The organism is Cytobacillus sp. GQ23, from assembly GCF_059758675.1.
Map to the genome: position 1 here is coordinate 81,993 of NZ_JCAXER010000004.1, position 25,635 is coordinate 107,627.

At 43.0% G+C, this 25,635-nt stretch carries 33 protein-coding genes and 1 tRNA gene; all 34 read right to left on the bottom strand.

Going from position 1 to position 25,635, the window contains the following annotated elements; genetic code table 11:
• Positions 1 to 54: 54 nt before the first annotated feature.
• The 34 genes from AC6CHU_RS04675 to AC6CHU_RS04840 all read right to left on the bottom strand — a co-directional run bounded on the left by AC6CHU_RS04675 (position 55) and on the right by AC6CHU_RS04840 (position 25,631).
• Positions 55 to 303 carry a hypothetical protein gene (locus AC6CHU_RS04675; RefSeq protein ID WP_498120332.1) on the bottom strand — a complete coding sequence of 83 codons (249 nt, stop codon included), beginning with the start codon at positions 301 to 303 and terminating at the stop codon, positions 55 to 57.
• Complete coding sequence (locus tag AC6CHU_RS04680; RefSeq protein ID WP_498120334.1) at positions 300 to 665, bottom strand: hypothetical protein; 366 nt, start codon at positions 663 to 665, stop codon at positions 300 to 302. Before AC6CHU_RS04680 ends, AC6CHU_RS04675 begins: the two co-directional genes overlap by 4 nt.
• Positions 666 to 693: 28 nt before the next feature.
• A complete protein-coding gene (locus AC6CHU_RS04685) occupies positions 694 to 873 on the bottom strand; it encodes a hypothetical protein (RefSeq protein WP_498120336.1) in 180 nt (59 codons plus the stop codon).
• 28 nt (positions 874 to 901) lie between these two features.
• Positions 902 to 4,447 carry a DEAD/DEAH box helicase gene (locus AC6CHU_RS04690; RefSeq protein WP_498120338.1) on the bottom strand — a complete coding sequence of 1,182 codons (3,546 nt, stop codon included), beginning with the start codon at positions 4,445 to 4,447 and terminating at the stop codon, positions 902 to 904.
• A 32-nt stretch (positions 4,448 to 4,479) separates the two neighbouring features.
• Positions 4,480 to 5,874: a hypothetical protein gene (locus AC6CHU_RS04695; RefSeq protein ID WP_498120340.1), complete on the bottom strand. Its 1,395-nt coding sequence runs from the start codon at positions 5,872 to 5,874 to the stop codon at positions 4,480 to 4,482.
• 14 nt (positions 5,875 to 5,888) lie between these two features.
• Entirely contained in the window at positions 5,889 to 6,305 is a 417-nt protein-coding gene (locus AC6CHU_RS04700; protein ID WP_498120342.1) for a hypothetical protein, read from the bottom strand.
• Positions 6,306 to 6,404: 99 nt separating this feature from the next.
• Positions 6,405 to 6,890: a hypothetical protein gene (locus tag AC6CHU_RS04705; RefSeq protein WP_498120344.1), complete on the bottom strand. Its 486-nt coding sequence runs from the start codon at positions 6,888 to 6,890 to the stop codon at positions 6,405 to 6,407.
• 84 nt (positions 6,891 to 6,974) lie between these two features.
• Positions 6,975 to 7,181, bottom strand: coding sequence for a hypothetical protein (locus AC6CHU_RS04710; RefSeq protein WP_498120346.1), 207 nt, complete (start codon positions 7,179 to 7,181; stop codon positions 6,975 to 6,977).
• 3 nt (positions 7,182 to 7,184) lie between these two features.
• On the bottom strand, positions 7,185 to 7,349 hold the full coding sequence (locus tag AC6CHU_RS04715; RefSeq protein WP_498120348.1) for a hypothetical protein: 165 nt from the start codon (positions 7,347 to 7,349) through the stop codon (positions 7,185 to 7,187).
• Between the two features lies 1 nt (position 7,350).
• A complete protein-coding gene (locus tag AC6CHU_RS04720) occupies positions 7,351 to 8,076 on the bottom strand; it encodes a hypothetical protein (protein WP_498120350.1) in 726 nt (241 codons plus the stop codon).
• Positions 8,077 to 8,078: 2 nt separating this feature from the next.
• A complete protein-coding gene (locus tag AC6CHU_RS04725; protein ID WP_498120352.1) occupies positions 8,079 to 8,393 on the bottom strand; it encodes a hypothetical protein in 315 nt (104 codons plus the stop codon).
• Complete coding sequence (locus tag AC6CHU_RS04730) at positions 8,393 to 8,587, bottom strand: hypothetical protein (protein WP_498120354.1); 195 nt, start codon at positions 8,585 to 8,587, stop codon at positions 8,393 to 8,395. Before AC6CHU_RS04730 ends, AC6CHU_RS04725 begins: the two co-directional genes overlap by 1 nt.
• Positions 8,580 to 8,801 carry a hypothetical protein gene (locus AC6CHU_RS04735; protein WP_498120356.1) on the bottom strand — a complete coding sequence of 74 codons (222 nt, stop codon included), beginning with the start codon at positions 8,799 to 8,801 and terminating at the stop codon, positions 8,580 to 8,582. The genes AC6CHU_RS04730 and AC6CHU_RS04735 overlap by 8 nt, the downstream gene beginning before the upstream one ends.
• Positions 8,801 to 10,171 (bottom strand): toprim domain-containing protein, encoded by a 1,371-nt coding sequence (locus AC6CHU_RS04740; RefSeq protein WP_498120358.1) that lies wholly within the window; start codon positions 10,169 to 10,171, stop codon positions 8,801 to 8,803. The genes AC6CHU_RS04735 and AC6CHU_RS04740 overlap by 1 nt, the downstream gene beginning before the upstream one ends.
• A complete protein-coding gene (locus tag AC6CHU_RS04745) occupies positions 10,152 to 10,388 on the bottom strand; it encodes a hypothetical protein (RefSeq protein ID WP_498120360.1) in 237 nt (78 codons plus the stop codon). The genes AC6CHU_RS04740 and AC6CHU_RS04745 overlap by 20 nt, the downstream gene beginning before the upstream one ends.
• A 55-nt stretch (positions 10,389 to 10,443) precedes the next feature.
• Complete coding sequence (locus AC6CHU_RS04750; RefSeq protein ID WP_498120362.1) at positions 10,444 to 11,121, bottom strand: hypothetical protein; 678 nt, start codon at positions 11,119 to 11,121, stop codon at positions 10,444 to 10,446.
• A 47-nt stretch (positions 11,122 to 11,168) separates the two neighbouring features.
• The gene (locus AC6CHU_RS04755; protein WP_498120364.1) at positions 11,169 to 12,155 is read right to left on the bottom strand and encodes a winged helix-turn-helix domain-containing protein; all 987 of its coding nucleotides are present in this window, start codon (positions 12,153 to 12,155) and stop codon (positions 11,169 to 11,171) included.
• A 105-nt stretch (positions 12,156 to 12,260) separates the two neighbouring features.
• Positions 12,261 to 14,264: an ATP-dependent helicase gene (locus AC6CHU_RS04760; RefSeq protein WP_498120366.1), complete on the bottom strand. Its 2,004-nt coding sequence runs from the start codon at positions 14,262 to 14,264 to the stop codon at positions 12,261 to 12,263.
• Between the two features lie 31 nt (positions 14,265 to 14,295).
• On the bottom strand, positions 14,296 to 15,039 hold the full coding sequence (locus tag AC6CHU_RS04765; RefSeq protein WP_498120368.1) for a hypothetical protein: 744 nt from the start codon (positions 15,037 to 15,039) through the stop codon (positions 14,296 to 14,298).
• A gap of 94 nt (positions 15,040 to 15,133) precedes the next feature.
• Positions 15,134 to 15,328: a hypothetical protein gene (locus tag AC6CHU_RS04770; protein ID WP_498120370.1), complete on the bottom strand. Its 195-nt coding sequence runs from the start codon at positions 15,326 to 15,328 to the stop codon at positions 15,134 to 15,136.
• A 40-nt stretch (positions 15,329 to 15,368) separates the two neighbouring features.
• Positions 15,369 to 17,024 (bottom strand): FAD-dependent thymidylate synthase, encoded by a 1,656-nt coding sequence (locus tag AC6CHU_RS04775; protein ID WP_498120372.1) that lies wholly within the window; start codon positions 17,022 to 17,024, stop codon positions 15,369 to 15,371.
• A gap of 281 nt (positions 17,025 to 17,305) precedes the next feature.
• Positions 17,306 to 17,908, bottom strand: coding sequence for a hypothetical protein (locus tag AC6CHU_RS04780; RefSeq protein ID WP_498120374.1), 603 nt, complete (start codon positions 17,906 to 17,908; stop codon positions 17,306 to 17,308).
• A 23-nt stretch (positions 17,909 to 17,931) separates the two neighbouring features.
• Positions 17,932 to 18,050, bottom strand: a tRNA-OTHER gene (locus AC6CHU_RS04785).
• A gap of 393 nt (positions 18,051 to 18,443) precedes the next feature.
• The gene (locus tag AC6CHU_RS04790; RefSeq protein WP_498120376.1) at positions 18,444 to 18,986 is read right to left on the bottom strand and encodes a DUF4352 domain-containing protein; all 543 of its coding nucleotides are present in this window, start codon (positions 18,984 to 18,986) and stop codon (positions 18,444 to 18,446) included.
• A gap of 31 nt (positions 18,987 to 19,017) precedes the next feature.
• The gene (locus AC6CHU_RS04795; protein WP_498120378.1) at positions 19,018 to 19,230 is read right to left on the bottom strand and encodes a DUF2997 domain-containing protein; all 213 of its coding nucleotides are present in this window, start codon (positions 19,228 to 19,230) and stop codon (positions 19,018 to 19,020) included.
• A complete protein-coding gene (locus tag AC6CHU_RS04800) occupies positions 19,230 to 19,454 on the bottom strand; it encodes a hypothetical protein (protein WP_498120380.1) in 225 nt (74 codons plus the stop codon). The genes AC6CHU_RS04795 and AC6CHU_RS04800 overlap by 1 nt, the downstream gene beginning before the upstream one ends.
• 61 nt (positions 19,455 to 19,515) lie before the next feature.
• A complete protein-coding gene (locus AC6CHU_RS04805; protein WP_498120382.1) occupies positions 19,516 to 19,776 on the bottom strand; it encodes a hypothetical protein in 261 nt (86 codons plus the stop codon).
• On the bottom strand, positions 19,777 to 20,160 hold the full coding sequence (locus tag AC6CHU_RS04810) for a DUF1257 domain-containing protein (RefSeq protein ID WP_498120384.1): 384 nt from the start codon (positions 20,158 to 20,160) through the stop codon (positions 19,777 to 19,779).
• 53 nt (positions 20,161 to 20,213) lie between these two features.
• On the bottom strand, positions 20,214 to 20,603 hold the full coding sequence (locus tag AC6CHU_RS04815; RefSeq protein ID WP_498120386.1) for a hypothetical protein: 390 nt from the start codon (positions 20,601 to 20,603) through the stop codon (positions 20,214 to 20,216).
• 16 nt (positions 20,604 to 20,619) lie between these two features.
• Positions 20,620 to 21,429, bottom strand: a complete 810-nt coding sequence (locus AC6CHU_RS04820; protein ID WP_498120388.1) for an AAA family ATPase — start codon at positions 21,427 to 21,429, stop codon at positions 20,620 to 20,622.
• A gap of 246 nt (positions 21,430 to 21,675) precedes the next feature.
• Positions 21,676 to 22,677, bottom strand: a complete 1,002-nt coding sequence (locus tag AC6CHU_RS04825; RefSeq protein WP_498120390.1) for a hypothetical protein — start codon at positions 22,675 to 22,677, stop codon at positions 21,676 to 21,678.
• Positions 22,678 to 22,727: 50 nt separating this feature from the next.
• Positions 22,728 to 23,582, bottom strand: a complete 855-nt coding sequence (locus AC6CHU_RS04830; RefSeq protein WP_498120392.1) for a Ycf46 family AAA ATPase — start codon at positions 23,580 to 23,582, stop codon at positions 22,728 to 22,730.
• Between the two features lie 62 nt (positions 23,583 to 23,644).
• Positions 23,645 to 24,724 carry a hypothetical protein gene (locus AC6CHU_RS04835; protein ID WP_498120394.1) on the bottom strand — a complete coding sequence of 360 codons (1,080 nt, stop codon included), beginning with the start codon at positions 24,722 to 24,724 and terminating at the stop codon, positions 23,645 to 23,647.
• Between the two features lies 1 nt (position 24,725).
• Positions 24,726 to 25,631, bottom strand: a complete 906-nt coding sequence (locus AC6CHU_RS04840; RefSeq protein WP_498120396.1) for a 4Fe-4S single cluster domain-containing protein — start codon at positions 25,629 to 25,631, stop codon at positions 24,726 to 24,728.
• Between the last annotated feature and the right edge of the window lie 4 nt (positions 25,632 to 25,635).

The following is a 25,635-nucleotide window of genomic DNA, read 5'->3' on the forward strand; positions in this document are numbered from 1 at the left end:
ATACATTTCAATAATAACAGAATAAGGGCGATTAAACAAGATGAAGCTGGAATATCAGGCAGGATTCACTAAATTCCTTCGTCTTTCTTCCAGCCACGCCTTGGCGCTATCTAATCCTCGCTTATCCGTCGGTTTTTCCCACCATTCATGCAAGTAACGATGAGCCTCAATATCATAGACCATCACTAAATGATGATAATGAACGAGAATTAAATGATTGCCGTTAATGGCAGCTTGCCACTTTTTCCTGAGCGGCTTCTCTTTTTTGAAAGCTCGAGTCAGGCACTCATCTATTTGCTTCATTGGGCTGCTTCCACTCCGAGCTCTTTCTTCAGATTGTATATTTCATTTCGCAGTGTATTAATCGTTTCATCTCTCTCACTAATCATATTCTTTTGCATGGCTCCTGCCTCATTCATTTCAGCCTTCTCACCTTGCAATGCATTTATTTGACCGTTCAAGATTTGAATCGTTGCCTCATCCTGTGTAATTCGTTCTCTGGCGAATTCTAAATCGGAAGCTGTCTTCTCTACAATGTCAGACATCTCGTTGAAGCGGCTTTCATGGAAGTCTGCTGCTTCTAACGCCTGCTTTAAGAGCTCCATATGCTGGATCGTTGTTTTGGCAATTTGTCTGATTATTTGTCTTTCTGGGAATGTTCTCATGTGTAAGTTCCTACTTTCTCTTTTTGTATTAGTCAAATTCTCTTGCGAAGGAGCTGGCGACTGCCAGGCCACCTTCCAATTTTTCAATATGAAGTCGATCTCCTTTTTTGGGTTTTCTCATAAGCTTTTGAGTATCTACTCTAAATTCTATATGGCAACCGACTCCAAACCACTGCTGTTCCTCTTTTCTTGTTAATTCAACAATCATGGTACTCTCCTTTCAAGAAGCTGACCTCTTATAATGCAAAGAGGTCCAGCTCCTGTTGTCCTTCTACAATCTGTTTCTTCTTGGATACGCCACGGTTGTAAGAAGCAGTATCCTCAATCGTATGCATAACCATCGTAAGCATTTCGGCCACTTCGTTGATCTGCCTTCTGGCCGCAACAGCTTCCTCACGAGTAAGTTCGCCATTTGCCTCCAGTTCATCGACTTTGGCAAGCTTGCCATCCCGAACCTGACACATCAATTCGTAATCCGGATTCATGACATAGCCTTCATAATCCTGGAACTCAACGGACTGCATCTCTTCAAACGACTGATTCTTACGGGCAAACATATCATGAACGGTTTCAAGTTCTTCCAGAACATCGTCGTTCATTAGCTGCTTCGCCAGTGCATTCATGCCGTCAGAGCTGTCAGCCATTGCACGCAATCCTTCTTCAGAGAACTTCCCTTGCATGGCCATTGCCGCATCGATCTTTCTGGCAATGTGTTGCAGGGCTTTCTCCTGAATGGTTTCACGATACACATAGGTGTATACCTTCACAGGCAGGGTCTGCTTCAGTCTCCAGGATCTTCTGGATGCCTGCATGAAATCATAGGTGCTGTAATCCAGCTGGAAGAAGTGGATGTTCGGAAAAGTAATCAGATCCAGACCCACCTTCACCAAACGTGGATTGGTGATCAGGATATCCCAGTCATGCTTCTCCATCATGCGGTGCAGCCAGGCTTCACGGTCACGGGAATTCTTTGGCATCTTGATGCCATCGTAGCTGCCGGAGCCGCTTCGAAGGATGCCCACATTGTATCCTCTTCGCTTCAGTTCATGATACAGGTACGTATCCATCTGATTCCAGGATTCTTTCCCTGTATATTTCACATACACCAGGCTCTTTCTAGGAGGCGATTGGATCTCATTTCCTTCCTTATCGATGATCGGTTCCGGGTTATATAGGTCTGCATCAATGTTTTGGATCAGTTCCTCAAGCTTCTTTGGTACAAACTCATTTGGGTCAAAGTTGTATGGCTGTCCTAAGACGTGCCGTTCCCCATTTGAATCATAGGTGGTAATCTGCTGCACATTGAAAGGAGCATCCGCATATTGATACATGGCATTCATGAACGTCGAGATGCTGGCCATTCCCTTCAGGGTGTCCGTCGCACGCATAGTGCTCATGATTTCCGTTGCAATCTCACGGTACGATGTGAAATGCTCTTCTTCCATCTCCACCAATACCGGAATCTCACGATACGGAGGCAATGCATAGCCCATGTCATTCAGTTCAAGAAACGCACAGTTGCCCATTAAATGCATCGGGAATAGATGAGGTGAGATACCAGGCTTTTGCGTGGAACTCTTCCGAATGCGTCCTTCAATCGCACGGGAACTGGTTTCACTAATCCCATAGCGCTGGTTGAAAGCTGCTTCATCCTTGTACGTTAATCCTTCACGAAGTAATCCTTTTGGATTCAAGCGTGCAAGCAGATAGAAGATGTCACGGGACATACCGCCCATTAGTGTTCCTGTAAGCAGGATCTGTTTTTCCGTGTGGTTCACAAGCTGTCCAAAGGCACGACCGGTTGAACTGTCACCGGATTTGTATTCATGCACCTCATCGGCAATCAAATACTTAAAGAATCCTCTTGGCAAGTGCTTGTTGATGTACCAGGCAGGTGAGACCTTACGAAGTCCGGAGATGGACTTCTCTTGTTCTGACTTGCTCTTCATCTTGAATGTATGGCTGGTGGTGTCAATCGTGATATCCTGAGATGTTTGCCACATGACATAGCCACATTCCTGTTCATACTTAGCCGGCACATAACGCCCTTGGTTCTTGTCAAAGCGCCATTCTTTAATTTGTTCCTTCGGCAGCTTCTCTGTTGACACATCGTTGGTACAAACCAGGTTCTCTTTCGTCTGGTTCTTGATCCAGTTTCGTGAAGTCTTATTGAACTTCTCGAAGAAATGCTCTCCTGCAGGCTCCGATACCCGGTTGCGTCTGACTGTTAAAGGTCCTCCGCACTGCGGGCAGTAGTAGCCTGTGTCGCCTGATCGATACACGACATCTGTCTGTCCGGATGCCATGTTCTCAAGTTCACGCTTTTGGAAGCGGATCTTGTTTTCTGGGTTCACCACTGGCTCAAAGGTGCTGACATATTCGCCATCTTCATTCTTGGTCATACGGCGAACGTGGCGAACATCATCTGCCTCGACATCTTCCGGAGAGTAGAACGTGATCTCTTCCCGGTGAGTTCTCCAGTCCTTGATTGGTTCTACAGGGAAGGTGAACTTCGGTGTTTCAGAGCTCATGATGTAGTATTCCCAGCACTCCGGCTTCTTGTATTTTACTTTTCCTTTGGCATCGATGTAGCTTGTCTGTTCCTGAATGGCTTTGACATCAGTCCAGTGATTGACCTGGAACGTTTTACTGTTTGGGATACGCTCTTCTATCTCCCTGGCCCACTTCTCCACCATGATGGCAGGAGATAAGACAATTACACGTTGCGGTTGAGGATTCGTTTCTGATTGTTGAAGAATAGCTTCTGTCATATATGGAGCTATCGCTCCTTGAACCGTCTTTCCAGTTCCCATTTCTCCTATTAGAAAGCAAAAATTCTCTTCTGCTATTGTTTTAGCTATACCCATAACTGTGTTTGCTTGTGGTGGATACAATCCGGTTAAGCCGTTTTCATTCGCATTTAAATTTACATCTAAGAAGGCAGGGTGATGTTTATCTTTGTCTGGATCAAAACGCAGCGCAATGTTTTCTTGAATCCGTGCGCCCAGTGGTCCGGCGAACTCGGATAAGTAATCATCAATCGAACGAAGACCATATAAAATGCCTTCTTCCGGTGTGCGTCCATCTTCCTCGATGGCAAAATCCAGTTCATACCCTTGAATCCCCTCTGTGATAATCTCTTCCAGATCTTCTTCTGTCACTCGAAGCATCCCTGCTTCCAGCTGATAATCCGATCCATAGCAGTGAACAATTAAAGGTTCATAAAACCCGCCATCAATTAGGGCATCCACAATGTAATCTTTCCATTCCGGCAGCATCGGTGTGTTGTAGCGGTCATCCAGGACATCATAAATCTGTGACTTATAGTCTCCATCCCATGCTAAGATCAGTTCCGCCAGGTCAGCTGGAAGCGGACGTGGATCATGGCCTTCACTCATGCGTCGTTTTTCTTCTGCCTGCCAGGCATTCCGTGCCTTAATATCAGGCTTGGCCATTTTGGCTACCATGAAGATCTGAGTCAAGTCATCGAGTTTCGAGACTTCCTCATCGTATAAACTTTTCCTGATGGAGAGTCCGTAAATACTCCTGCGGAAATGAGGGCTCTCATTGATTGGTCCCTCCGCACGGTATGCAGCTCCTGACTTCCCTTCCTGAAGAAGGTATGCAACATGCTTTGCTTTCGTATCCGTGGCAATGATATTAGCAACATATACTTCATTAGACGAATCTACAACTAACAGGTCACAAAAAGCCTGACCGTGGCCGCTAGAACGGTTATACATCTCGAGCTTATAGATTTCATCGAAACGGAATTGTGGCATCCTAATCACCTCTTTGATTTTCTTTGTATTTTTTACATGATCTTTCTGAATTCACCTTGAGCATTGAGAAGCTTAACACCGATATTGTAGAACTCTCTTTCTACAATCTTTGTTGTTCCGTCATCTTCCTCTTCTGTAAATTCTCTTATATCTTTGATGGCACTTCCTTTGACCAAATGCTGATCCGGTCCGGTGCCGATGTATCCGTTCAAGAATCCGCTCGTCAGAAGGAGCATAATATGCCCTTTATGAAGCGGAGTCGGGGTTACAGGGTTCTTGTTGATGAACACCTGTGAATATTTATCTCTGTACGTATTGATGACTTTTGATTTTCTCAGCGCCTGTAACGCTTCATTTGGTGTTATCGGGCCAACACGGAAAAGGTTGACTTCATCCGCTTCGCAGATTGGCACATCATAATAAGGGTCTGCCTTTAGTTCAAGAACCTCATACAAGGAATCCACACGCTGCTGGAACATTTGCTTTTCATACAGCTCCGGATTTTCTTCTTGCGTCACCGTGATCGGTGTAATCCGGCCAAAGGTGCGAAACGGTTTTTCTTTTGTGCGGGCAATGGCTTTACCCAGTTCATGATCTTCCCGGGTGGCTTTGCGTCTTTTCTTTGCGAAGATGATACACTTACGGTAGTCTTCGTACTCATCGTCTTCCAGTCGGATGATTTTGATATCTTCATACTGGTTGACGAGTTTAAAGGCAATATTGTCATCGATCAATTCTTTCGGTGTAATCATCATGAGAATGCCGCCTGGTCGCAGGTAAGTCGTTGCTCGTGACAGCAAGAAGTGATCCCATCGCATAGAGTACATCTTCTTCTGCTGTTCTTTCATAGCCATTCTCCAGGCTTTAATGCGTTTTTCTAATTCCGTCATGATTTTTTTCTGAATACGTTCCTGTCTTTTCTCTTCGGTTTCCTCCGGCTCTTCTTCCGTTTTCTCCGTGTTATCCGCATTCAGGGCACCGAAGTCAATCTGATCAGACAGCTGTCTCTTGATGCGCAGCCGTTCTTCTTCATCACGCATGACTTTGGATCGAACTTCCTCTTCAAAGTTGGGCATATTGAACGGATCGACTGTATCAAAAAGTTCAGTATGAATACGTGGATCGATTCGGGGATTAATCACCATCAACGAAAAGACATCATTCGTGATTTTGGCTTCCGAACGGTAATCGGCTTGAGATGTTTTGTGAAATCCATAATCACGCATCATGTAATCACAGTTGGATGAATATTCATCCACCCCATAGAGGAGCCTGCCGTCCGCTCCTGCAGTCAATTGATGAAGGAATTGTCCATCATTAGCTTTCCAGTCCAATGCAGTAAACGAATTACCTTCCGGAAACTTCAGATAACGCTTCAATAGCTTAGTGGAATAATTACTTAATGGCTCATTGATATAGATGGTCATGTCTATCGCTCCCTTTAATTGTATTGGATATATTCTTTTAGGTCATTGCGTACTTCTTCTAACACAGCTGCAGGCACACCTTCTTGAAGATAGCCCATCATACCAAGCTTCGGGCCGTGAAAGGTCTGATTGTCTTTCCATCTGCCGCTTGTCGTGCTGGCAATAGGTTCACACCGGGTGACAACGAATGGCGAAGGCTGACTGAGGATGAACGTTTCCTGCCCCTCCAAAATGCCGTTATATTCAAAGCGCACCATCGCTCGATACCAGGCGCCATTAGATTCAATACGTTTATTTAAAATGGTGAACTTGCGGTTCGTACGGGCATCAGAATACCATCCGTGTCGTTTCATATGATGAAAGCTGGCATTGCTGATATCTTGAGTTTCCACAGGGACTTGGTTAAACACATAGACTGACACTAGTTCCATAAATAATCTCCCTTTCTTGTAATGCCTTTCTATTGTACCATAAAGTTGGGGAAAATAAACAAAAAGATAGGGAAGATTCTGATCTTCCCCATCTTTTTGTCATCTCCCCATTATTTGGTTTTGAATATGCTCACGCAATTCCTGATGTGACTCAAATCCAATTGGACTGATGTCGAGGTCATAGAAGGCTACATCCATGATAATGTGAATGAGCTGCGATTTCGTGATGGAGCATCCTCCATTCATCTTGTTTTCCTTCGAGAATTCTGTCAGCCACTTCAGCATTTCTTTATCGAACACACCAAAGTTGCTCTGGTAGCTGCTGACACCATAATGCTCGACTGGCACATCGTGTCTTGCAATCTGCTTCACCGATGTTGGCATATCATCGAAGCCTGCAGGCGTGGCCATCATTTTAGCTTTCCTTGGAGGAGGAGTTGCTGCTGGCCGTGTCGCAGCTGGTGCCGGTGTTGCATTTGTCACCGTTGGTGCTGGCGTTAAGGTTGGTGCCGGTATTACTTCTTCTGTTGCAGCTGTTTCTCTATTAGCATGAGCCTGTCTCATGAAGTCTTTTGCGCTTGCCATAAATAAAACCCCCTATGTATTTCGGTAGGTTTAGTATAACCTATCCTGCACATAGAGGGCAAAGATTTTCATTGAAAATATTTTTTATGAAATTAAATCCTGTGCCTTGTTGAGCAAAGTTTCCATTTCCCAACCGCAAAGAGCCATTAAAACATGATTAATTAACTCCCTTTGTTTTTCATCTGCTTCATTCCATATCATCAGTAAGTTATGTCCCTTCTTTTCCCAAGATTCCTCATCAGAGTTGAATTCTTGATCAAATACGGCCATAAGCTGAATTTCTGTCTCCATTGATTAATCCTCCCTCGCCATTTTAAAAAGATGGTTGACTGCTCTCGCATCTTTCTCTGTCACTTCCAGAATATACTCTGTGCCTTCATGAACAAAAACAAACTCTGCGTTCTTATTCTCATTCAGCGTCATATCCATTAAGTATTCTTTTACTGTGACTCTTTTCATGTTAGGCTCCCCTTGGTGCACCCGGCACTAACGGTGGCGGAGCAGATGGAGCCGTCTGTTGCTGCTGAAACTGCTGCTGATAAGCACTCTGATTTCCTGCTGCATATAAGGCATCCAAAAGCTTTTGCAGTTCATCCGGAGACAGCTCATACAGCTGTTGGAATGGACGGACTGTTTGACTGACGACCTGGGATAGATACTGTGCATTATGACCCTGCTGCATGAGGATGCCATACTGCGCATTAATCTGATTCTCCAGCTGCACTCGATGCTGTTGTGCATCAATCATATGCTGGACCTTCTGCATTTCCTCTTGAGAAGCCGATCCAGAATGATAGCCCATGTTATCCAGGGCTCGCCCCACTGCAGACTCCTCTGCATTTTCAACCCAGGCATTCTTGTCTGCACCTTTGCCTCCTGCGATGGATAGTGAATATCCTGCTCCATCAGCCTTCGCCATCACGGCTACTGAAGCCAGCACCATACCGACATTCTGCGTATTCGTGCTCATAGCCACTTGAGCAAGTCTTTCATGAACAGCTGCGTCCAATTCAGCAAACGTCTTTTTGTCCTTCCAGATCAAGGCTCCCATCATGACGTAGTTTCCTGAATAATTCAAGTCAGACATTGGAAATGGAAGGATGAAAGCATCAGGGAAATCATTACGCAATCTAACTTTTCTTGATTTAACGTTTTCATACTTGTTTAAGTCAAAATTCTTATTCATATTTATTCCTCCTGAGATAAATCGCCGTTTTGGAACGCCAGCTTCACAACTTCTGCATGATAGGAGCGAATGCTTGCCATGTATTCATCATAGAGCGCAATATTACCAGCATATTTCTTAGATATTTCAGATTCTTTATTTTCGTCATATTGAGGAAGTTCTCGCACGTCAAACTCTTCTGTTGAATCCTCTTCGAAAGTGTAAAAATATTTGTTAGGATCATTTGCATTGTCACATTTGTATGTGTAATAAACGATAGCATTTTTTTCTAAATGAACAAGAATTGCTGCAGGTACATGTATTTCCTTGTAGGGCATTATTCTTCCTCCTCTAAAGAATCTCGGAAGAACATGAGTTGTTCTCCCTTTTTGAATCGCCTTGCATTTTCAAGCAATTCTACCTTAATCATGATGTTTTCAGGGATATCTTCTATGATTTTAACTTTCTTCCCTATAAGGGATGACTTAACACCCTGAATGGCTTTCACTCTATGCAATGTACTTTTACTCATCCTCTTCACCTAAACAGTCCATTATATTCTGGATTTCTTCTACATCGTCCTGTGATGGCAAATTGTAGACAACAGCTTTGTTTCCAAACATCATTGTGATTTCATCTTTTGATGCGCCTTCTGTGTCATAATCAATCACATAAACATCAAGTGGTTCTTCTGAGACAACATTTTGAACGATGCCCCCTTCCAACACAACAAAGATCTTCTTCATTAGACATGCACCTCTCTTTTTTTGTAATAAGCGACCTTATCTTTCAGTGCCTCGTAAGAAATCACAAATAACTCAGCATACTGTCTCGTAAGAATATCCAACTGAATCGGATCTTCTTCTGCAGCAAGCAGCTTCACTACTCGCTCCATACGCTCCCCCTGGATCTCGCCAATGCGAGAGTAATGGAATAGGATTTCTTCCTGATTTTCTTTATATACTTTTTCCACACGCCACTGGGTCAAAGTACGGAATCTTTTTGTAATGTATTTCGAAAATGAATCATCCAATAGAGGAAACGTTCTGGCCAATGAATCAGGATCATGTCCATCCGGCAGCGGGCATACCAATACATTCAGGTTATGCATCGCAAGCACCTGGGCATCCCGTTCCATGGCTTGAAGGCCGGCATCGTCTCCATCCCTCATGAGAATAACCTGTTTGGCTCCTGCACGCTTCAGCTGCATGACATGAGCTTGACTCAGGTTGGTCCCCATCGTGGCGACTGTATTCGATAATCCTTTCTTGTGCATCTGTTGCACATCTGAAAAGCCTTCCACGATATACACAGATTTCCACTGAGAGATATAGCTCTTCGCCTGGTAGATGCCATACAAGTAAAGGTTGCGGTCAAACTCCGGATAAGGATGATTCTGAATATATTCTTCTGGAACATATCCTTTCTTGAGCGGCCACCTATGATCAAACTTAGGGGTAATCCGTTTCCCTTCTGCCTTTTGCTTCTCATTCAGTGTCACCAGAACCGCACTATCAAAAGGCACACGCCCCGTGAAAGAGATAATGTCTCCGTTGTAATCATGAATGGGAAAGGTAATCTTGCCTTTGGTGTTGGCAAAATCCTGCTCGAGATCATCCCCGAATCCAAGTCCCCATGTGTGTATATCCAAGTCATCCGTACCACGGTTGAGCAGATATCTATAGGCATCCTTGTTCTTCAGGAGGTTCTCTTTGAATCGTTGTTGAGCGGCATTACATTTTTCAATCCACCATTGATGCTGGCTGATTTTATACTGCTGCTGCGGATCCAGAGAAGGCAATGCCACGTTCAAAAACTTGGCCAGCCATTCAATGGCTTCTCCTAAGTTGTAATTGTAGTACCCCATCACAAATCCATACACATCTGAAGAGGTTGCCCGGCTGTGCATCCTGCTTCCAGCTCCACATCCATTGCAGCTCCAGGTATTGGTGGATTGATTAATCATAAGGCTGGGATTGCTGTCTTCATGAAAAGGGCAATTCGCCACGTAATTGGCTCCAGAAGATAACACACTGCCTGTAATGGCATTAATTACTTCATGAACCGGTGCAGCTGATTTTAAATACTCTTTGAAGTCATCTGGATACTTTGGCACCTGTATTCCTCCCACTCCGTTGCTGGTTTTCAGACCTATCTTTTGCAAAGAGCTTTCGCTTGAACAGTTCAGCTTCTGCCCAGTTGTATAGTTGTAATGCCTTATCTGTAGGTGATTCTAAAACATCTCTATGTGCTAACTCGTAGAAGTGAAGTAAAGCTAAATCTTTCATAGCTGTAATTTGTTTTCTTGATTTTATATATGGGGTTCTTCTCATAAACATCCCCTTCCTTTCGCCAGAATGCCCTGGCAAGGGCACGCTTACACTGTCCCTACTTAATTGAAATGCCTTGCAGCTTCTTTGCTACATCGAGTAGTTCTTTCATGCTCTCCATGTATTCTTTAGCTTCTTTAAGTTCTTTCTTTAACTGTTCATTTTCCTTTGTGCTCTCTTCATAGTACATATTTAGAAGAGTGTTTTCTTCTTCAAGATTCTGTATGTACTTATAGGCAGTCTCAAGATATTGAATGACGTCTCCAAAGCTCTTGATTTCCATAGGATTGTGTTGGTCAATAGTGGAATGTGTTCGTTTGATTTGAGGCTCAGAGGCAACCCAATTAAAGTCAGGGAGCTCCATTTTCGGTTCGGTGATTTCTACTTCTTCCTTCGCCTGAGCTTCCGCAGCAGCAAGGCGTTCCATGATGCGCTCGTTGTCCTCATCCGGATATTTGCTCTTAATCCATTCGATGTGCTGCGTATCTACTTGTTTGCCAATGCTTCTGTCTTCTCGGGCTTTTCTTCCCTGGAACTGGGCAATTTCCATAGCGTTATAGTAGGCACCCGCTAAGTTGTTGTTCCAGTAGGCAGCCACTCCGGATCGTGTGCGTCCCAAACGGCTCTCTGCTTCATCATACGCTCTGCCGATGGAGTATCCCTGTCTAATATTGCGCAAAATGATCTCAGCCAATAGCATTTCTTGATCTTGCGTCCAGCTTGTTCCTCTTCCCATTTCATATCCCCCTAAAATCAATCAAGAGAGCATACGCTCTCCTGAGATCACTCTTCTAAATGTAATACATATTTAACTAAATCGCTGACTTCCTTGGACACTTTCTTCCGGAAGTCCTGTCTTCCCAGTGCCATTGCGTGGTTTGGAAGCTTTACATATTGGTCTACAGTATCAATGATCAGTTGGTGCATAAAACGCACCCGCTGTGGATCTACTTCGTATTTCTGAATGGTCTGGTCGGCTTGAGCTCGGGCTTGCTTAACCTCTTCTTCTGCTCTCTTCAGCTGTTCCTGCATCCGGTTGCGGTCATCAAGTAAACCTTGAATCAGCTCTTTGTTCTGCAGTGTGGACAGCTGCTCAGACAGATCCTTTAAATACACGATATTCTGCTGAATGGTTTCATTCATGACCGATAGAATTTCTTTATCTTCATGACTCAATAGCACGTTGGCATCATGAACCTTATTGGCATCGTTTAAGAATCGCTGGATCTTCTCATCCAATGTTAATTCTTTTACTTGCACAGGCTCTGCCGGTTTTGGTTGGACCGGTGTGTTAACCACGCTATCGGGTTGTGGTTGTGGCATGGGCTTCCTTTCATGAACGGGTGGCTGTTCTTCTTTTGTTTTTTCTTTATCATATTTCTCTTTAACAGGTTTTTCTTGAACCGGCTTGGCGGCTGACTTCTGTTTATGCTCCTGAAGAAATTGCTGGAATTTAGAAGCACTTTCTGGATTCTCGAACGGCTTATGCACTTTTGTCTTTGATGGTTCTTCTGACTTTGGTGCTTTAGCATCCACAGGAAGTCTGTAAATTTTTCGGTTGTAGCGTCCCCTCTTCGGTGAAACTGCCAGGTATCCCTCTGTCACAAGCTTCTTCAAGTGATAATCCATAGTCGGTGACTCTACACCAAAACGATCAGCTAATTCGGATGATGATATCTCGGCTTCTTTATCTGGCGATGATTCGATTAGTTGGGCAATTTCTCTATATATTTGATTGCGGTCCACTTTCTTAAATGGTAAAGCTGACATCTCCTCAACACTCTCCCTTTTTTTAAAACACAGCATCTTGCATATAAACACATTATACCCCAAAAAGGTAGGGAAAATGCAAGATGCTTGAAAAAATATAATAGATTACAAGGATAAAAGTGTCGTTTGAGTTATCTCAGCTGGAAGTTCTTCAAGAAAGCGTGATGGCTTATGGGTTCTTTGCTTGCCATCCTGCTGTGTCCGTTGTTCCGCCCATGTGATATAGAGCTCTCTTTCAGCACGGGTAATGCCGACATATGCCAAACGACGCTCTTCTTCCAGGTCTTTCTCAGCCTGGCTTCTCCAGGACGGGAACACCCCTTCATTCCATCCGTTCAAGAAAACAACCGGGAATTCCAGCCCTTTGGATCCATGCATGGTCATCATCTTGACCGAATCCGTTTTGGAACTGTCGGCTGAATCTGTCACCAGGGAAATTTCCTGAAGGAAATCTTCCAGTGTCTTGTCTGGATGTTCTGTTTCGTATTTATCGATCATGATCAGCAGCTCTTTCAAGTTGTCGATCTTTTCATCTGCTTTCTTATCTGCCTCAAAGTGCTTCCAAAGACCGGACTGATCCATCACATACCGGACAAAGGTCTGCAGCATCATGCCTCCTTGCTCCAGCTTCTTTTGGAAGTGATCCAGAAGGTCAAAGAACGCTGTCACCTTTCCGGCAGAGCGAGCATTCATGGTTGGAATGTCCTTTACATTTTTGAGTGCCCGGTAAACACTGACTTTATGAGTGTTCGCATATTCCTCGATCTTTTCTTGTGAGGTCTTACCAATACCCCTGGTTGGTTTATTAATGACTCGAAGTATTGCTGTATCGTCCTTGCGATTGAAGATGGCTCGGAGGTATGCAATGGTGTCCTTGATTTCTTCTCGATCATAGAACGAATGACCTCCTACAATGGTGTACGGGATAAACTGATTACGGAAGAAGTCCTCGATGATTCGAGACTGGGCATTCCCACGGTAAAGAATGGCAAAGTCATCATACTTGTATCCATCCTGGATGACCTTCTTCTTGATGGTGGCTGCGATGAAGGCAGCTTCCTGATATTCTGTCGCATTACCGACCACTTGAATCATATTGCCGGCCTGCTTGGACGTCATGAGGTTTTTCTCCATCTGGTTTTTATTGAAGCTCATGATATGATTGCCTGCATGAACAATGTTCCCTAAAGAACGGTAATTCTCCTGAAGCTTGATAATCGTCGCATTTGGAAAGTAATTCTGGAAGTTGAGAATGATGCTGATGTCACTTCCACGGAACCCATAAATGGCTTGATAATCATCCCCGACTACAAATAGATTGTAATGAGGTGCCGCCAGCAAAAGCAACAACTGAAACTGTGCGTAATTGGCATCCTGGAACTCATCCGACATCACGAAATGGAACTTCTCTTGCCAATAGTCCCGGGCTTCCGCATGGTCACGGAGCAGCAGGACGGTGTTCATGATTAAGTCACCAAAGTCCATCGCATTCATCATCTTGAGCTGTTCCTGGTAACGCATGTACACCTCTGCCATGACCTGCTCCATCACATCCTCTGAACAGTTATAAGCACAGTATTCTGGATCCCACAGATTGTTCTTGGCATTATCAATGTAATGCAATGCAAGACCCGCTTTGTATTTCTCTCCAATGTTCATGATTTTGTAGATCCGTTCCACAACCTGCAAAACATCGCCCGTGTCATAGATCACGAACTTGCATCGCTTGGATGTTTCATCCCTTTCGTATCCTAACAGGTGCCCATGTTTGCGGAGTATGCGTACACATAGGCTATGGAACGTGCCCATCCAGATATGTTTCATTGGTTCTTCCCCAACCACGTTCGCAAGACGCTCTTTCATCTCACGGGCCGCTTTGTTGGTGAAAGTGGCACAGAAAATGTTCTTTGCATCAATTCCCTGCCCCATCATGTTGGCAATCCGGGTAACAAGGGATTTGGTTTTGCCTGAACCGGCCCCGGCCAGGATAAGGACTGGTCCATAGATCGTGGACGCAGCCTCCCTCTGTGCAGGATTCAATTCATTCAGCATGTTGGCGATAGCCATTGGATTTAATGTATTGATAGGTATGGTTGGTGTCGTTGTCATGTCCCCTATCTCCTTTCACTTGTGCAATAAATTAACTAAAAGATGGTTCTGGCTCTTTCTCTGGGCGAACATCTTCAGAATCATAGGTTTTATCTAATGTAAGTTGAGTATTACTTTGAGCCAATGCCATTAAGTACACTTCAAAATCACTGATGTATCGTAAGGATTTAATATCAGGTGCACGATCATAGCTAATATCGTAATCTTCACCTTTGCGGCCGCCTGTGTATTTAGAAAGACGGATGGCAAAATTCATCTCTTCGTCATGCTCACACTCAAAGATCAATGTGGCATGTTTAAACGAACTCCAGCTTCTGCTTTCATCTTCTTCTACTTCCATTGTAACGTGTACCGTTTCATAAGATACTCCGTCATCATATTCCACTTCAAGACCGTCAGTCTCCACATTCTTTTCTACGTGTTTAATCCACTTCTCAAACAGCTCAGATGCTTTGATTTTCTCTTCTTTAGGAGTCATAAGTTCTTTAAAGTTCTCAAGCATCTTCTTGTTATCGACTGCTGTGTTTTGAAGAATCTCTACAAGCACACTATCTAGCTTCACGATGTACTCAGAATAGTCGTAGCCTTCGAGGTAAGGGACCAGCACAGATTTGAGCTGTTTTTCCACGATTTTCGTGACATCTCCATAGGAAGAGAACAAATTATCAAGAGCTTTCTTTAGTCCGATTTCAAATTGCTCACCAATAATCTTCTCAACGGATCCGTCCTCTAATTTTTGGGATATTACATCTTTAATGCTGTTTTCTAATGTCATGGTTAATTTCTCCTTTTGTTTAATTTTCACAAGCGTGCCCTGGCAAGGGCAAAGAAAAAGGCAGAACACGTAAGTGCCTGCCTTCATTCTCATCTTATGGAGCTACGACTTCATTCTTTGCTTCTTCAAAGCGTTTCTTGAAACCAGCTAACTCCTTGTTGCGGATGTTCATGTTTTCCGTCAGGTTCACGTTGCGAGCAGCGTTGTTCCATTCACGGATCATTGAAGCTGATTCATACTTCTTTAGAAGAGCATTGAATTCTTTCTCCATCTTTTCGATGTTTGCCATGTGCGTCACCTCCCTTCAAGAGAGGTGATTTATTTTCCGATTACAGTCTTCTCTTAGCCTGGCTGACCAGCAGCGGGTGTACTGCATGCATCTGCTTGTACAGTTCTTCAAATGTTTCACGAATGTCCCACTGTGCTTCCTCAGACGTACGAAGGTTAATCAGGTGATAAGCCTCCGTTAAGCTGAAGTCGGCATGGACTAATCGTTTATGGGCATTTAGAACAACATACTCAGCTTCTTTCTCGAAACCAAGCTCTACCAGTTTATTATACAACTCTTCTGCCTTTACAGCAATGTCTTTCAAGAGATGTGTTAAGCCTGCTTCTGCAATTCTTGGAGGAATCTTGATCCCGAATGCAGGAGATGGGCTTGAGAAGGTAAAATCGGTCTTCCGGTTGTGTCGAAGCAGCTGGTGCCAGTTGGCTTCAGAAACAAGGAAGTCCGCACTATATCGAATATGATTGAATTCAGGCGGTGCCATATCAAAATGTTTCATTTCAAAGAGCAGGTCTCGTACCAGCTGTTCCTTCTGTTCAAGTGTCATATTGAACTTCGCCGTAACCAATGCATTCGCATATGGAATATCGGAATACTTGACTGCAAGAGTGGCAATCAGGTGATTAATGACGGTCAGTTCCTCTGATACGGTGTGCAGCTGCACGTCCTGCCTCGGTGCCACTAACGTGTTCTTATTCTTGAAGAAAGACTTCATTCGCTTCTTAGAATTCACTTGATATTGAGAAGGTTCTGCATACTTCAAGAGAACAGGCAGCACTTTTGTGATCTCTGTACGAAGGTCTTGCGACAACTTACGTGATTCTACGTGATCGGAGTTTCCTAAGAAGGCAAGCGCATCACGCCAGGCACGTCCATTCGCTGTCATGCCCATTTGTGTGTGCATCGCAAGCGGCAGCACATAGCGGGCATCTTCGAATGCTAATTTCTCCATGGCACTGTATTGAGCAGCCAACTTCTTATCAATCTCTATTAATACTTCAATATTCGTATCATTTTCTTTCTGCTGCTTTTTTAATTCTTTGAACTCTCTTGATGCATGGTACTGAGATTTTAAATGTCCATATACCCCTCTAATCAATTCTTCAAAGACATCAAAAGTAACGTTGAAGAAATCTTCCACTGTTACTCGAACGACTTCACTATCTGATTCGATTGGGTTATGCCACTTGCCACGCTCTGGCTTCTGATAGCGCTGGCTGTATTCGGTGATGCTCAAGAAAGTATTCGCCAGTTCCAGCTCTGCCGACGCTAGTCGGGAGATCCCTTCGATGCCGACATGGGCTTGGCTATGCTCTGCAACGCTTGAATGGCCATAGCCAACTGTCCATTTTTCATGGAACTTCTTGGCCTTTTCGGAGAGTCCGTCAAATCCTTCTCCGGCAGGAGCTTGAATGTTGAAGTCCTTAATGGCCTGTTTAAGATGCTCCTTGAACGACTTAGGGCTTCTTGATACCCAGGCGAATAATGTTGCGATGAATTCTTCTGGGAGATTGGTGATGGCATAGATATCCCCCTCTACGTTAGACACAAATGGTGTCAGATCTATTTGCTGTTCGTTCGGCTGAACCCTTTGGCTACTTTCATGTGTGGATTCTGTTTTTTGTATTTTTGCATCCCGATCTTGCTTCCGAGTCCGGGTTTTTTTGGAGTCTGTTTTAGTTTCTTTGTCATTTGTCATGTAAATCCTCCTCTAAACTACTAGGCATGCGCCTCCATATGAAGCCGATGCAACACGGGGCTGAGGGGTGTTACACCTTCCTTTATAAGAAATTTCGGCTTCATATGGAGACGGGCAAGGATTCCCTCCCAAGAATGTTTTGCCCGCCCTGGCTTTGAGCGTGAAGATATGAAGGGATGACTCCCTGACAAACAGAGGGACCTATAACGAAAGGAGTCAGGGACATGACATAAAATTATCCCTCTGCTTGTCAGGAAGCAGGAGGCAAATCCTCCTGAACCTTATTTCAGTGCATGCGAATGGGAGTAAACAAATTCACTCACAGGCAGCTGTTTTCCTGCAACGAACCAGTTTTTAAATTTATCAGGCTGTATCCCTTGTGTTCCTGGAGTTGCTTTTTTAACCTGAAGGCTTGCCTGACAATGGTGGCAATCAACCGTTTCTACTCCTTCAGGAATGAAGTGTTTGCCGGTCTTTTCGCATTTTGTGCAGCGGTATCGACATTGGTAGCGGTTGGGCTTGCCATCCACACCCTTTTTAATGCCAGTCTTTACATGTTCTGGAGCATTATCAGGGACGTTATACACTTCATCCATAGATGTTGGGTTGCCTGTTATATTTACATGGTTATGTCCATTTTTAATAATAGGTGGTGCCACAGGCTCTTCTTTTACCGGTGGACTTGCTGACATTGCTTGACTTACTCTATTGGTGCCAATCGAATTATATCTCTTCGGCATTGGGAGCGCCTGTTCCGTTTGAAGTGGAGTTGAGAATCTGAAAAACCCTTCAAGTGCCTGGGTTATATGGGATTCATTTGCTTCTGAAATTTCTAATAGAGAAGATTGATCCTTTGTTAAAAGTTCTAATTTTAAGCTGCTCATTTGTATACCTCCAGTATGTAAGTGACAGCAGGCAGGATTTGAACCTGCGATTGAAGTTATTCACGTCATCACTCCATGGCGAATCTGTCTTATTACCTTCTCCCGTCCAATCGGGTGCGTTTGGCCACTTCGCTACTGCTGTCAAAATTCTTCCCTCACTGACATGTCTTTCTGGACGTTTTATAGGGTGTTTCACCAGCCAGATGCACAAGTGTTTTATAAGGTGTTGGGAAGATATTTGTTCTCATGACTTTTCTAGTGATCCAATTTACCGATTTCTGTTTTCCAGTCTGCAGCCCGTACTAACATACTCTCCAATGAATTAGACTCTATCGAGGAATTAGAGAACAACACCTGCCCTTTCCATCTTTCGTTGATAGGGTCGCTTTTAAAGGGCTAAAATCACCACTCCCTGGTCAGCAGGCAAAGCACCGTACAGCGAAAGGAGGACATGACAATCCATCTTCGCCTGCTGACCAGGAGAGGTGATGTTTCCGCATCACCAAGCCTGGGTTGTATTATGTGTATGTGTGTATTACTTTAAGTTGATATAGCCTGTTTCAGTTCCGAACACGCCTGTCTGCACTTGCAGCTTTGTGTCAGCCAAATCAGCAGGAACATCAAATACTACATTTCCAGTCAAAGAAACGCCCGGATTTACTTTTGTCAAAAAGAAGTCTGCATCTTCATTGGCATAAATGCCAGCAGAGCCATCGGATTCAAACGTTCTTTCACCGGATAATAATTTGAAGAAGCTACTATCCACAGTGATGGCTTCATCTTTCTCATTTTTAATCGTTACATTGGCAATTAAAAATTGAGATTGAGCTTTGACACCAAACTCTCCACCTACGCTATCAGCAGTTGATATTTCATTTACTGTAAAGTGGACATCTCCAACAATGATTTCTTCTCCAATGCCAGCAGTCTTCGGCTCTTTTGTTTCTTCTTTTTGGGCAGAAGATGATGGCTCCGTGCTAGATGGTTCAGAATCAGGAGATGCAATTGCTGTGATTACGATGATCAAAATGATAAAACCGATAAAACTTAAACATCCAAACTTAAAGAATTTTTTCATAGTAATTTTCCCTCTCCTTTTTTTATATCTATTAGTTACCTGTTAAATCGTTAAATACCGTTGTGCCGCCGCCATCATAGAATTCAGGCTTCTTGCCTTCATCTGCTTTCTTTGATCCTGCATTCGCAAGAGATACTTCAAGCTCCTGAGTGGCAACCACACAGCCTTCACCTACGCTGCCGATGACATCCATCTTGATTTCGCCGCCTGGCTTGACGGTAAACTTCACTGTTGTTTGCTCCATTATTCAACATCCCCTTCTATCAAATTCGGATTTAGTGCCATGCCATACTCAAGCTGGTACCCCTTCTGAATCAAATCATTTAATTCATTAGCTTGATCATTGGTCAAGAAGATAGCAAGACCAGACCCTGACTCAATATTGTGACCTTTATCTTTAAATACTTTAGATTCACCATTGCTATAATTTACTGCTTTTGATGCATAATAAGACAAATAATCTGCCAAGTTGAACATCTCCTTTTATGTGAATGACGTAACCTCGTGCGGCTAGTCCCAATGTAATGCATTACTTAGTCCGGAATTGAAGATTATTCTTCTTCAAGAAGTCATTCAAATGTCCGTGAAAGAGAGCTTCTGTAATCACATCTGAATGAAGACTTCGAGACATTCCCAATTTGGTCTTCGGATCCCATCCCCAATTATGCAAGTCACGGACATCAAAAGTGTTAAGGATTGTTGATTCTGAATCCGAAAGAGAATATAAAAACGGATTCTCTTCGGACACAGCATGCACTTTGATATTTTGAACGATAAATTCCACTTTCATTTAGGCGAATGATGTTGCCAGGATTTCGATTTCACCAGATGCATTGATTGAGATCTCATCTTCATTTACGTTCCAGCGGTTATCTTCACAAATATCAAGAACCTGGTATTTAGAATGAAGCTGAGAAATCTGGTTCGTGAATTGCTTTTCTGAATAAGGAACCTTATACCAGTCAGCCTGAAGACCCAGCTCACCGTTTTCACGAACCCATCCAAGTGGAAGCAGCTGGCCATCTTTTACGACTGCAAGCTCAGCCGCTCTCTTCTGACCGTACCAGTCCGTGATGGTCGTGTTCTCTTTATAACCAAGACCCATTTCCTGAAGGCCTTTCTTTACATACTCCATGTTAGATACGTTACAAGTGTAAACTGCAAAATGTGACATGCGTATTCTTCCTTTCGTCTGTGTGATTTTTGTATTAAAGAGGCATTCCTCGTTTAACCCTTTGGTTTTTGAAGATAACGGACAGCTATGCGCTTTAGAAGTTCAAATCTCTTATTCTGTGAGGCTTTCACCTGATTTAATACTTCCTCCGGCATATTCTCCGTCTCTTCCTTTGAATAATTCCTTTCAACAAGATAGCGCAGATTCTGGACCATCTTTTCAACATCCCTTGTTAGTGGCTCCTTAAAGGCATACTGGAACACTTCGAGATGACTAACATCCGAGATGAACTTGTTGAAGATCTTTTCAAAATCATCGAGTTCATCCTTTGCCAGGGATATGGCTCTCTGGAAGTTTTGCTGCTTGTTGTTTTGAACTTCGCCCTGGGAGGACGCCCTCAGCATCCCCAGGACTCTGGATTTTTCTATCTCCTTGTTGTACACGCCAACACCCCTTGTCTTAGATATCCAATTCCGGGAAGTCTACTACATGCAAGTCTGCTTTATGATTGGCTGCTCCGTGAATGATGTCATGCTCGTCACTGGACGCACACTTAGCAGAATGTCTTGCCCAGTTTCGTAGATCTGTTAATAATTCCGGATTTCTTTTGGATAACGGAACAATCTTTTGTGATTGCTCTGCAATATCTTCCTGCCTGATATAATGATCTTCACGCTGGCTCTTACGGTAAGCGGCATAAGCACGTCTTCCGGCTTCTGCCACAACCTGCTCGATTTCTGCACCGGTGAAGTCCTTCATTCCTGACGCAAGCGTCTTAATCTGGCTTTCTGTGAACTCATGATTATCTGTCTTGAACAAGTCACCCTGTGGAGCTGAAATCTCATATCCACGCTTGCGCAGGTGAATTTTTAAGATATCCTCACGTTCTTCTTGCGAAGGAAGAGAAACAAAGAAGATATCATCGAATCGGCCGGCACGAGTTAATTCGGCTGGAAGTTTTGTAATGTCATTCGCAGTGGCAATCACAAATACAGGAGCTTCTTTGTCAGATAGCCAGGTTAATAAGGATTGGATTACACGAGAGGTAGTCCCTCCGTCGCTGCGTGAACTCGATTCACTGCCTGCAAGAGCTTTTTCGAACTCGTCTACCCAAAGTACACATGGTGAAACTGCTTCTGCTAGTTTTAGAGCACGGTCAATATTCTTCTCACTCTGGCCGACTTTTGAGTCCATAATGTCTGACATGTTCATCTTTAATAACGGTAGATTAAAAAAGTGAGCTACAGATTTCGATACTAGGGATTTCAATTTGTTATCGTATAGTTTTTTATCTACACTTCAAGCCCATTACAGACTTGCTCGGCATATCTTTTCACCTTCAGCATTACCTGGTTAGGTGGTGCGGCCTCGTGGGAGCATTATTCCTGTTACCGGTCAGCTCCTATGCTCTGCCCCTGACTGTGCTTTGCACAGCCTTCGGTTCGGATTGCCCTTTCATATAGAGGGAGGGGTTCCCCGCTTAATTCCGCACTGATTATCTAATGCATTTCTGCACTAGACGGCAAAAATTGCTTGTATTTCTTGGTATTTTTCATATTTTCTTTCAAGAAGAATGGTTGCATCTTCGTACAAATAATTAAGTATGGATAATACTGACTTGTTTCCACCCTTTTCAATACTGAAAGCCTTAGTTTTCTTTTTGGACTGAACTTTTACACGAGTATATCCATCAATCTCTTGCTCAAAGAAATCCTGCAAGCCATCAAGAAACTCTAATGTTCCCAAGAAAGAAAGATGAGCTGAATAAGAAACTTTAGTCTTTCCTGGTCTAGTGTAAAGACCTATAGATCCATCACCATCTAAATATCCTCTAACAAAGTGACGTTTCAATTTCAAAGGAATCTTTTCGTCAGAAGGAAAATTGAGAGTTAAAGATTTGCGTGGTGAGCATCCTAAAGATTCTAAATCCAAAGCTAACTTTTTATTGAAAGCCTGATATCTAGCACGTTGAAAAGTTCTTTCTCCCAATGTAATTTCCTCAACAGTAATCGATTTGTCTGGAGATAAAACATCCCGAAACTTATTAATATGACCGATGTCTATAGAGTTCAATGAAAGCTCAACGACATTACGATCCAGCGTCTCGACTGATCCATCTGCACATAGGAATCCAAGCCAATAAGCCTTTTCTTCTGTGTCGATAGCTGCGAAGAAGCTTTCGTTATAGGAATATGTTTTAGGAGATACAAAAAGTTTCTTTTCTTTCAATACTTTTGATACCAATTTAGGGTCCGTAATCAGTTCATTAGCGATAGCCTTTATAGTCATATCGCCTAAAAATAGTTCGCAAATTTGTTCCTTGAATTGTTCTGTATACTTAGATGGTCGAATTTTACTTGTATCAATGCCTTCCATCTTAAATCTAGCAGACAAAACTTTGCGATCAACTCCATACTTTTTTTGTAACTTAGTTAAAGATGTACCATTTAAATATTCTTCTTTAAGGACCTCATAATTAGATATATTTTGAAGTCTCGGCGGTAGAGTAACCATCATGGTATTTCCTCCATTACTATATTCTACCTATATGATACCAATGAAATGTATTACAAGCAAGCAATACCTGTCCCTGGAAATCCTGCTACAACTACACCACGAATCGGGTCAACATTATATCGTCTGGCCTCATGGTCAAATGCATAATAAGCATCGTTAAACCAGTCTTTTAAGATATCCAATCCACCAACATTGCTCATGTCTCCAAGCTTAGTGACATATTCAAGCAAGCCTGTCTTTTTGATGACCTGTTCTTTCTCTGCTACAATCTCGGCCAGATCAATTCGCTTATTCTTAGCAACCGATTTCTTCAGGACATTCACGATTTCAGATTTTGTCATCCCTACCAATGCGTTGATAATACCAACACGTTCACGTCCTTCTGGAACTGGGAGATCCTTTGACTTCAAGAATGATTCCATTCCGACCAGCTGCTCCTCTACCTGTTCACGAGTAGGAAGCTCATAGGAAACCATCGTGATAAGCTTCTCAAGCTCCATTGGAATGTTAACTTGGGGTGATACCAATAATAATGGCTTATATACATTGTCTGTTTCTTCCAGGATGTCACGCATGCGGCGTTTTGCTTGGAAGTTTGTCCAGATATCATGGAAGTCTTTAATGATAAACACAGCGGTCTTTTCATATTTCTGAATAAAATCAAGCATCTTGACAGGATCATAGATTTTTCCGGCTTGATGAAGCTCACCTGTGATTAAGTCTTTTACTCCTGATGTAATGGACCACGTATAGGCTTCCATGCTCTTCGCCTCGATGACTGCCTTCAGATCTTCCTGGAAACGCTCCTCCTCAAAAGTGTTCACCAGGATGGCTCTGCGGCGTGAATTCATCAATGTAGAGATTTCTTCAATACCGGATAATTTAGTGGGTGCAGCTGTTGTCATGTCATGTCCTCCTCGACAATAGGGTTTATTTTTCCGATTAAATCCCACGGGAGTGGGAGATTTTAAAAGATATCAATATCAGCAAACTGATTAACAAGCTTCTCTTGTTTCTGTTTCTGTTTGCTCTCTTCAAGAATAGATAATCTGCTGTTCTTGAACTCCTCCATGCGAACACTGTAAAGCGGGTGGCTTGAATCAATGTCAGCAATGAAAGATTTGTAGTTGTTAGCCTCTACGGCCGTTTGATATAAGACATGTGTGTCATCAAATGCTTCTGTCACTAAGCTAAAATTACTCATGTGAAGAACCTCTTCACCATTAATTTCAAGATCAGACTTGCTGATAACAGAGTAGATGGTTCCGTGTTCGATTGAGTAGAAGGTCATTTCGAACCGATCTTTTTCTGAAAGGTCTTCCATCGTTCTTCCAGAAAGCAAGATGCCATTAAACGTGATATTCCGTTTATTTCGGTCATAAAGATAACTGAAGCTTTCAAAAGTGCCAACATCCTGGTTGGTCTTCGTATCCCGAATAATGCCAATTCCTTGAGTAAGGTCATATTCATGTCCTAATCGAGCAAGGTGTTTTTGGTGTGAGCGATTCTCATCCACGAACTTTGTCACTAAGCGATTGATGATAGCATTAAACTCTTCTACCGCTTCCAAACGCTGATCCTTCGCTTCATTGATCGCCTTGAAAAGCATCTCTTCAAAAGCACTTAGAGACACAATTTCTCCATGCTTTCCGAATACTTCATTTTGAGAAATTACATATACTTCATTTGTATCTTGATTTCCTTCAAGCGTGATATCCACTTTGATTTTATTATTAGAAGCCATGTCTTCTACATATTCTGGATCTACTACAATTTTGCTGACAAGTGAAATATCTACGTAATCCTGTTCACCTGTTTTAGGATTTAACACCGGCATCCTAAGTCCCTCCCATATGTCCTTCATATAATCTATTGTTGTTTTTGGTTTAATCTTTTCATTGAAAATACTTTCCAGGGCAAAAGCCATATTGTTTTCGTCATATGGCTCAAAATCTACGTCCTTTAAGTACTTTTCTGCATACTGATAAATGGGGTCATTCTTGTCTTGTTTTGCGAATTTCCCCCATGAGCTGGAAGAGGTATACATATCATAGCCCTCCCAGCTTCTCAAGCTCCTTCTTGCGATCACTATATCTTTGAGCGCAAGTGTTATTACAGAAGAGCTTACTTTTATCTATGTCATGTCCGCAGCAGCGGCATTGATTGCCTTCTAAACGCTTCTTGTTGTATTCATCTGCATAGAGGTAACGCATTTCATCATCCTTAACTGTTTCTGGACCGAAGATCACTCGTTGGTTGGCAGATCCGATAAACCATCCTTCATGCATGTATTGCTCAGTTGTGAGTCTCTTGTCCTGCTGATAGTCTCCATCGACAATGATATCAATGTATTTCATGAGCTCTTTCACGTCTTCCGGAGTCAAAAGTGTAAACTGAACCCTCTCTTCATCCAAATGTTCCAAAGTAGTGGCATAGTCATATAAATGACGTCCCATGGCCTTTTCGTATTTAGAAGTCCATGTGAACTTCAAACCATATTTCATTAAGGTATCTAGCTTATATGCCGTATACATGACAAAATGAAAAGACGGATCAATTTCTTTTAGCTGCTTCGCTACTTCAGCAAGAGCTTTTGCTTGAAGAATCGGCTCTCCACCACAGAATGTTACTTGTCGGTTCCAAGCTGTATCTCTGCATATTTCAACGACTTCTTCTATGTCCATTTCTCGGTACTGACCAGCAAACGTCCAAGTAGATTCGTTGAAGCATCCTTGACAAGGAGCTATGACACCACGAATGCATCCCTTGGTGAAGAACTCCAAACGCTTGCCGGGTCCTGCTGTTTCAGTATCCCGATTGACACCCATAAAACGCAATTTGTGGGTCATAAAATATTCTCCTTTCAGGTATGTAATGCATTTCATAAATAGAGTATATAGGAAAACATAGGGAAAAACAATAGGAAAGCCACGAATATTTGAGAAATTTCTCATTCGT

Bases quoted from the DNA above. Each gene is read 5' to 3' on its own strand.
- AC6CHU_RS04725 (WP_498120352.1), bottom strand. From the start codon at position 8,393: ATGCCCTACAAGGAAATACATGTACCTGCAGCAATTCTTGTTCATTTA.
- AC6CHU_RS04720 (WP_498120350.1), bottom strand. From the start codon at position 8,076: ATGAATAAGAATTTTGACTTAAACAAGTATGAAAACGTTAAATCAAGA.
- AC6CHU_RS04840 (WP_498120396.1), bottom strand. From the start codon at position 25,631: ATGAGAAATTTCTCAAATATTCGTGGCTTTCCTATTGTTTTTCCCTAT.
- AC6CHU_RS04735 (WP_498120356.1), bottom strand. From the start codon at position 8,801: ATGAAGAAGATCTTTGTTGTGTTGGAAGGGGGCATCGTTCAAAATGTT.
- AC6CHU_RS04710 (WP_498120346.1), bottom strand. From the start codon at position 7,181: ATGGAGACAGAAATTCAGCTTATGGCCGTATTTGATCAAGAATTCAAC.
- AC6CHU_RS04745 (WP_498120360.1), bottom strand. From the start codon at position 10,388: ATGAGAAGAACCCCATATATAAAATCAAGAAAACAAATTACAGCTATG.
- AC6CHU_RS04750 (WP_498120362.1), bottom strand. From the start codon at position 11,121: ATGGGAAGAGGAACAAGCTGGACGCAAGATCAAGAAATGCTATTGGCT.
- AC6CHU_RS04695 (WP_498120340.1), bottom strand. From the start codon at position 5,874: ATGACCATCTATATCAATGAGCCATTAAGTAATTATTCCACTAAGCTA.
- AC6CHU_RS04805 (WP_498120382.1), bottom strand. From the start codon at position 19,776: ATGAAAGTGGAATTTATCGTTCAAAATATCAAAGTGCATGCTGTGTCC.
- AC6CHU_RS04830 (WP_498120392.1), bottom strand. From the start codon at position 23,582: ATGACAACAGCTGCACCCACTAAATTATCCGGTATTGAAGAAATCTCT.
- AC6CHU_RS04780 (WP_498120374.1), bottom strand. From the start codon at position 17,908: ATGAGCAGCTTAAAATTAGAACTTTTAACAAAGGATCAATCTTCTCTA.
- AC6CHU_RS04825 (WP_498120390.1), bottom strand. From the start codon at position 22,677: ATGATGGTTACTCTACCGCCGAGACTTCAAAATATATCTAATTATGAG.
- AC6CHU_RS04690 (WP_498120338.1), bottom strand. From the start codon at position 4,447: ATGCCACAATTCCGTTTCGATGAAATCTATAAGCTCGAGATGTATAAC.
- AC6CHU_RS04715 (WP_498120348.1), bottom strand. From the start codon at position 7,349: ATGAAAAGAGTCACAGTAAAAGAATACTTAATGGATATGACGCTGAAT.
- AC6CHU_RS04835 (WP_498120394.1), bottom strand. From the start codon at position 24,724: ATGTATACCTCTTCCAGCTCATGGGGGAAATTCGCAAAACAAGACAAG.
- AC6CHU_RS04795 (WP_498120378.1), bottom strand. From the start codon at position 19,230: ATGGAGCAAACAACAGTGAAGTTTACCGTCAAGCCAGGCGGCGAAATC.
- AC6CHU_RS04810 (WP_498120384.1), bottom strand. From the start codon at position 20,160: ATGTCACATTTTGCAGTTTACACTTGTAACGTATCTAACATGGAGTAT.
- AC6CHU_RS04680 (WP_498120334.1), bottom strand. From the start codon at position 665: ATGAGAACATTCCCAGAAAGACAAATAATCAGACAAATTGCCAAAACA.
- AC6CHU_RS04770 (WP_498120370.1), bottom strand. From the start codon at position 15,328: ATGGCAAACATCGAAAAGATGGAGAAAGAATTCAATGCTCTTCTAAAG.
- AC6CHU_RS04705 (WP_498120344.1), bottom strand. From the start codon at position 6,890: ATGGCAAGCGCAAAAGACTTCATGAGACAGGCTCATGCTAATAGAGAA.
- AC6CHU_RS04790 (WP_498120376.1), bottom strand. From the start codon at position 18,986: ATGAAAAAATTCTTTAAGTTTGGATGTTTAAGTTTTATCGGTTTTATC.
- AC6CHU_RS04760 (WP_498120366.1), bottom strand. From the start codon at position 14,264: ATGACAACGACACCAACCATACCTATCAATACATTAAATCCAATGGCT.
- AC6CHU_RS04730 (WP_498120354.1), bottom strand. From the start codon at position 8,587: ATGAGTAAAAGTACATTGCATAGAGTGAAAGCCATTCAGGGTGTTAAG.
- AC6CHU_RS04755 (WP_498120364.1), bottom strand. From the start codon at position 12,155: ATGTCAGCTTTACCATTTAAGAAAGTGGACCGCAATCAAATATATAGA.
- AC6CHU_RS04700 (WP_498120342.1), bottom strand. From the start codon at position 6,305: ATGGAACTAGTGTCAGTCTATGTGTTTAACCAAGTCCCTGTGGAAACT.
- AC6CHU_RS04775 (WP_498120372.1), bottom strand. From the start codon at position 17,024: ATGACAAATGACAAAGAAACTAAAACAGACTCCAAAAAAACCCGGACT.
- AC6CHU_RS04675 (WP_498120332.1), bottom strand. From the start codon at position 303: ATGAAGCAAATAGATGAGTGCCTGACTCGAGCTTTCAAAAAAGAGAAG.
- AC6CHU_RS04765 (WP_498120368.1), bottom strand. From the start codon at position 15,039: ATGACATTAGAAAACAGCATTAAAGATGTAATATCCCAAAAATTAGAG.
- AC6CHU_RS04685 (WP_498120336.1), bottom strand. From the start codon at position 873: ATGATTGTTGAATTAACAAGAAAAGAGGAACAGCAGTGGTTTGGAGTC.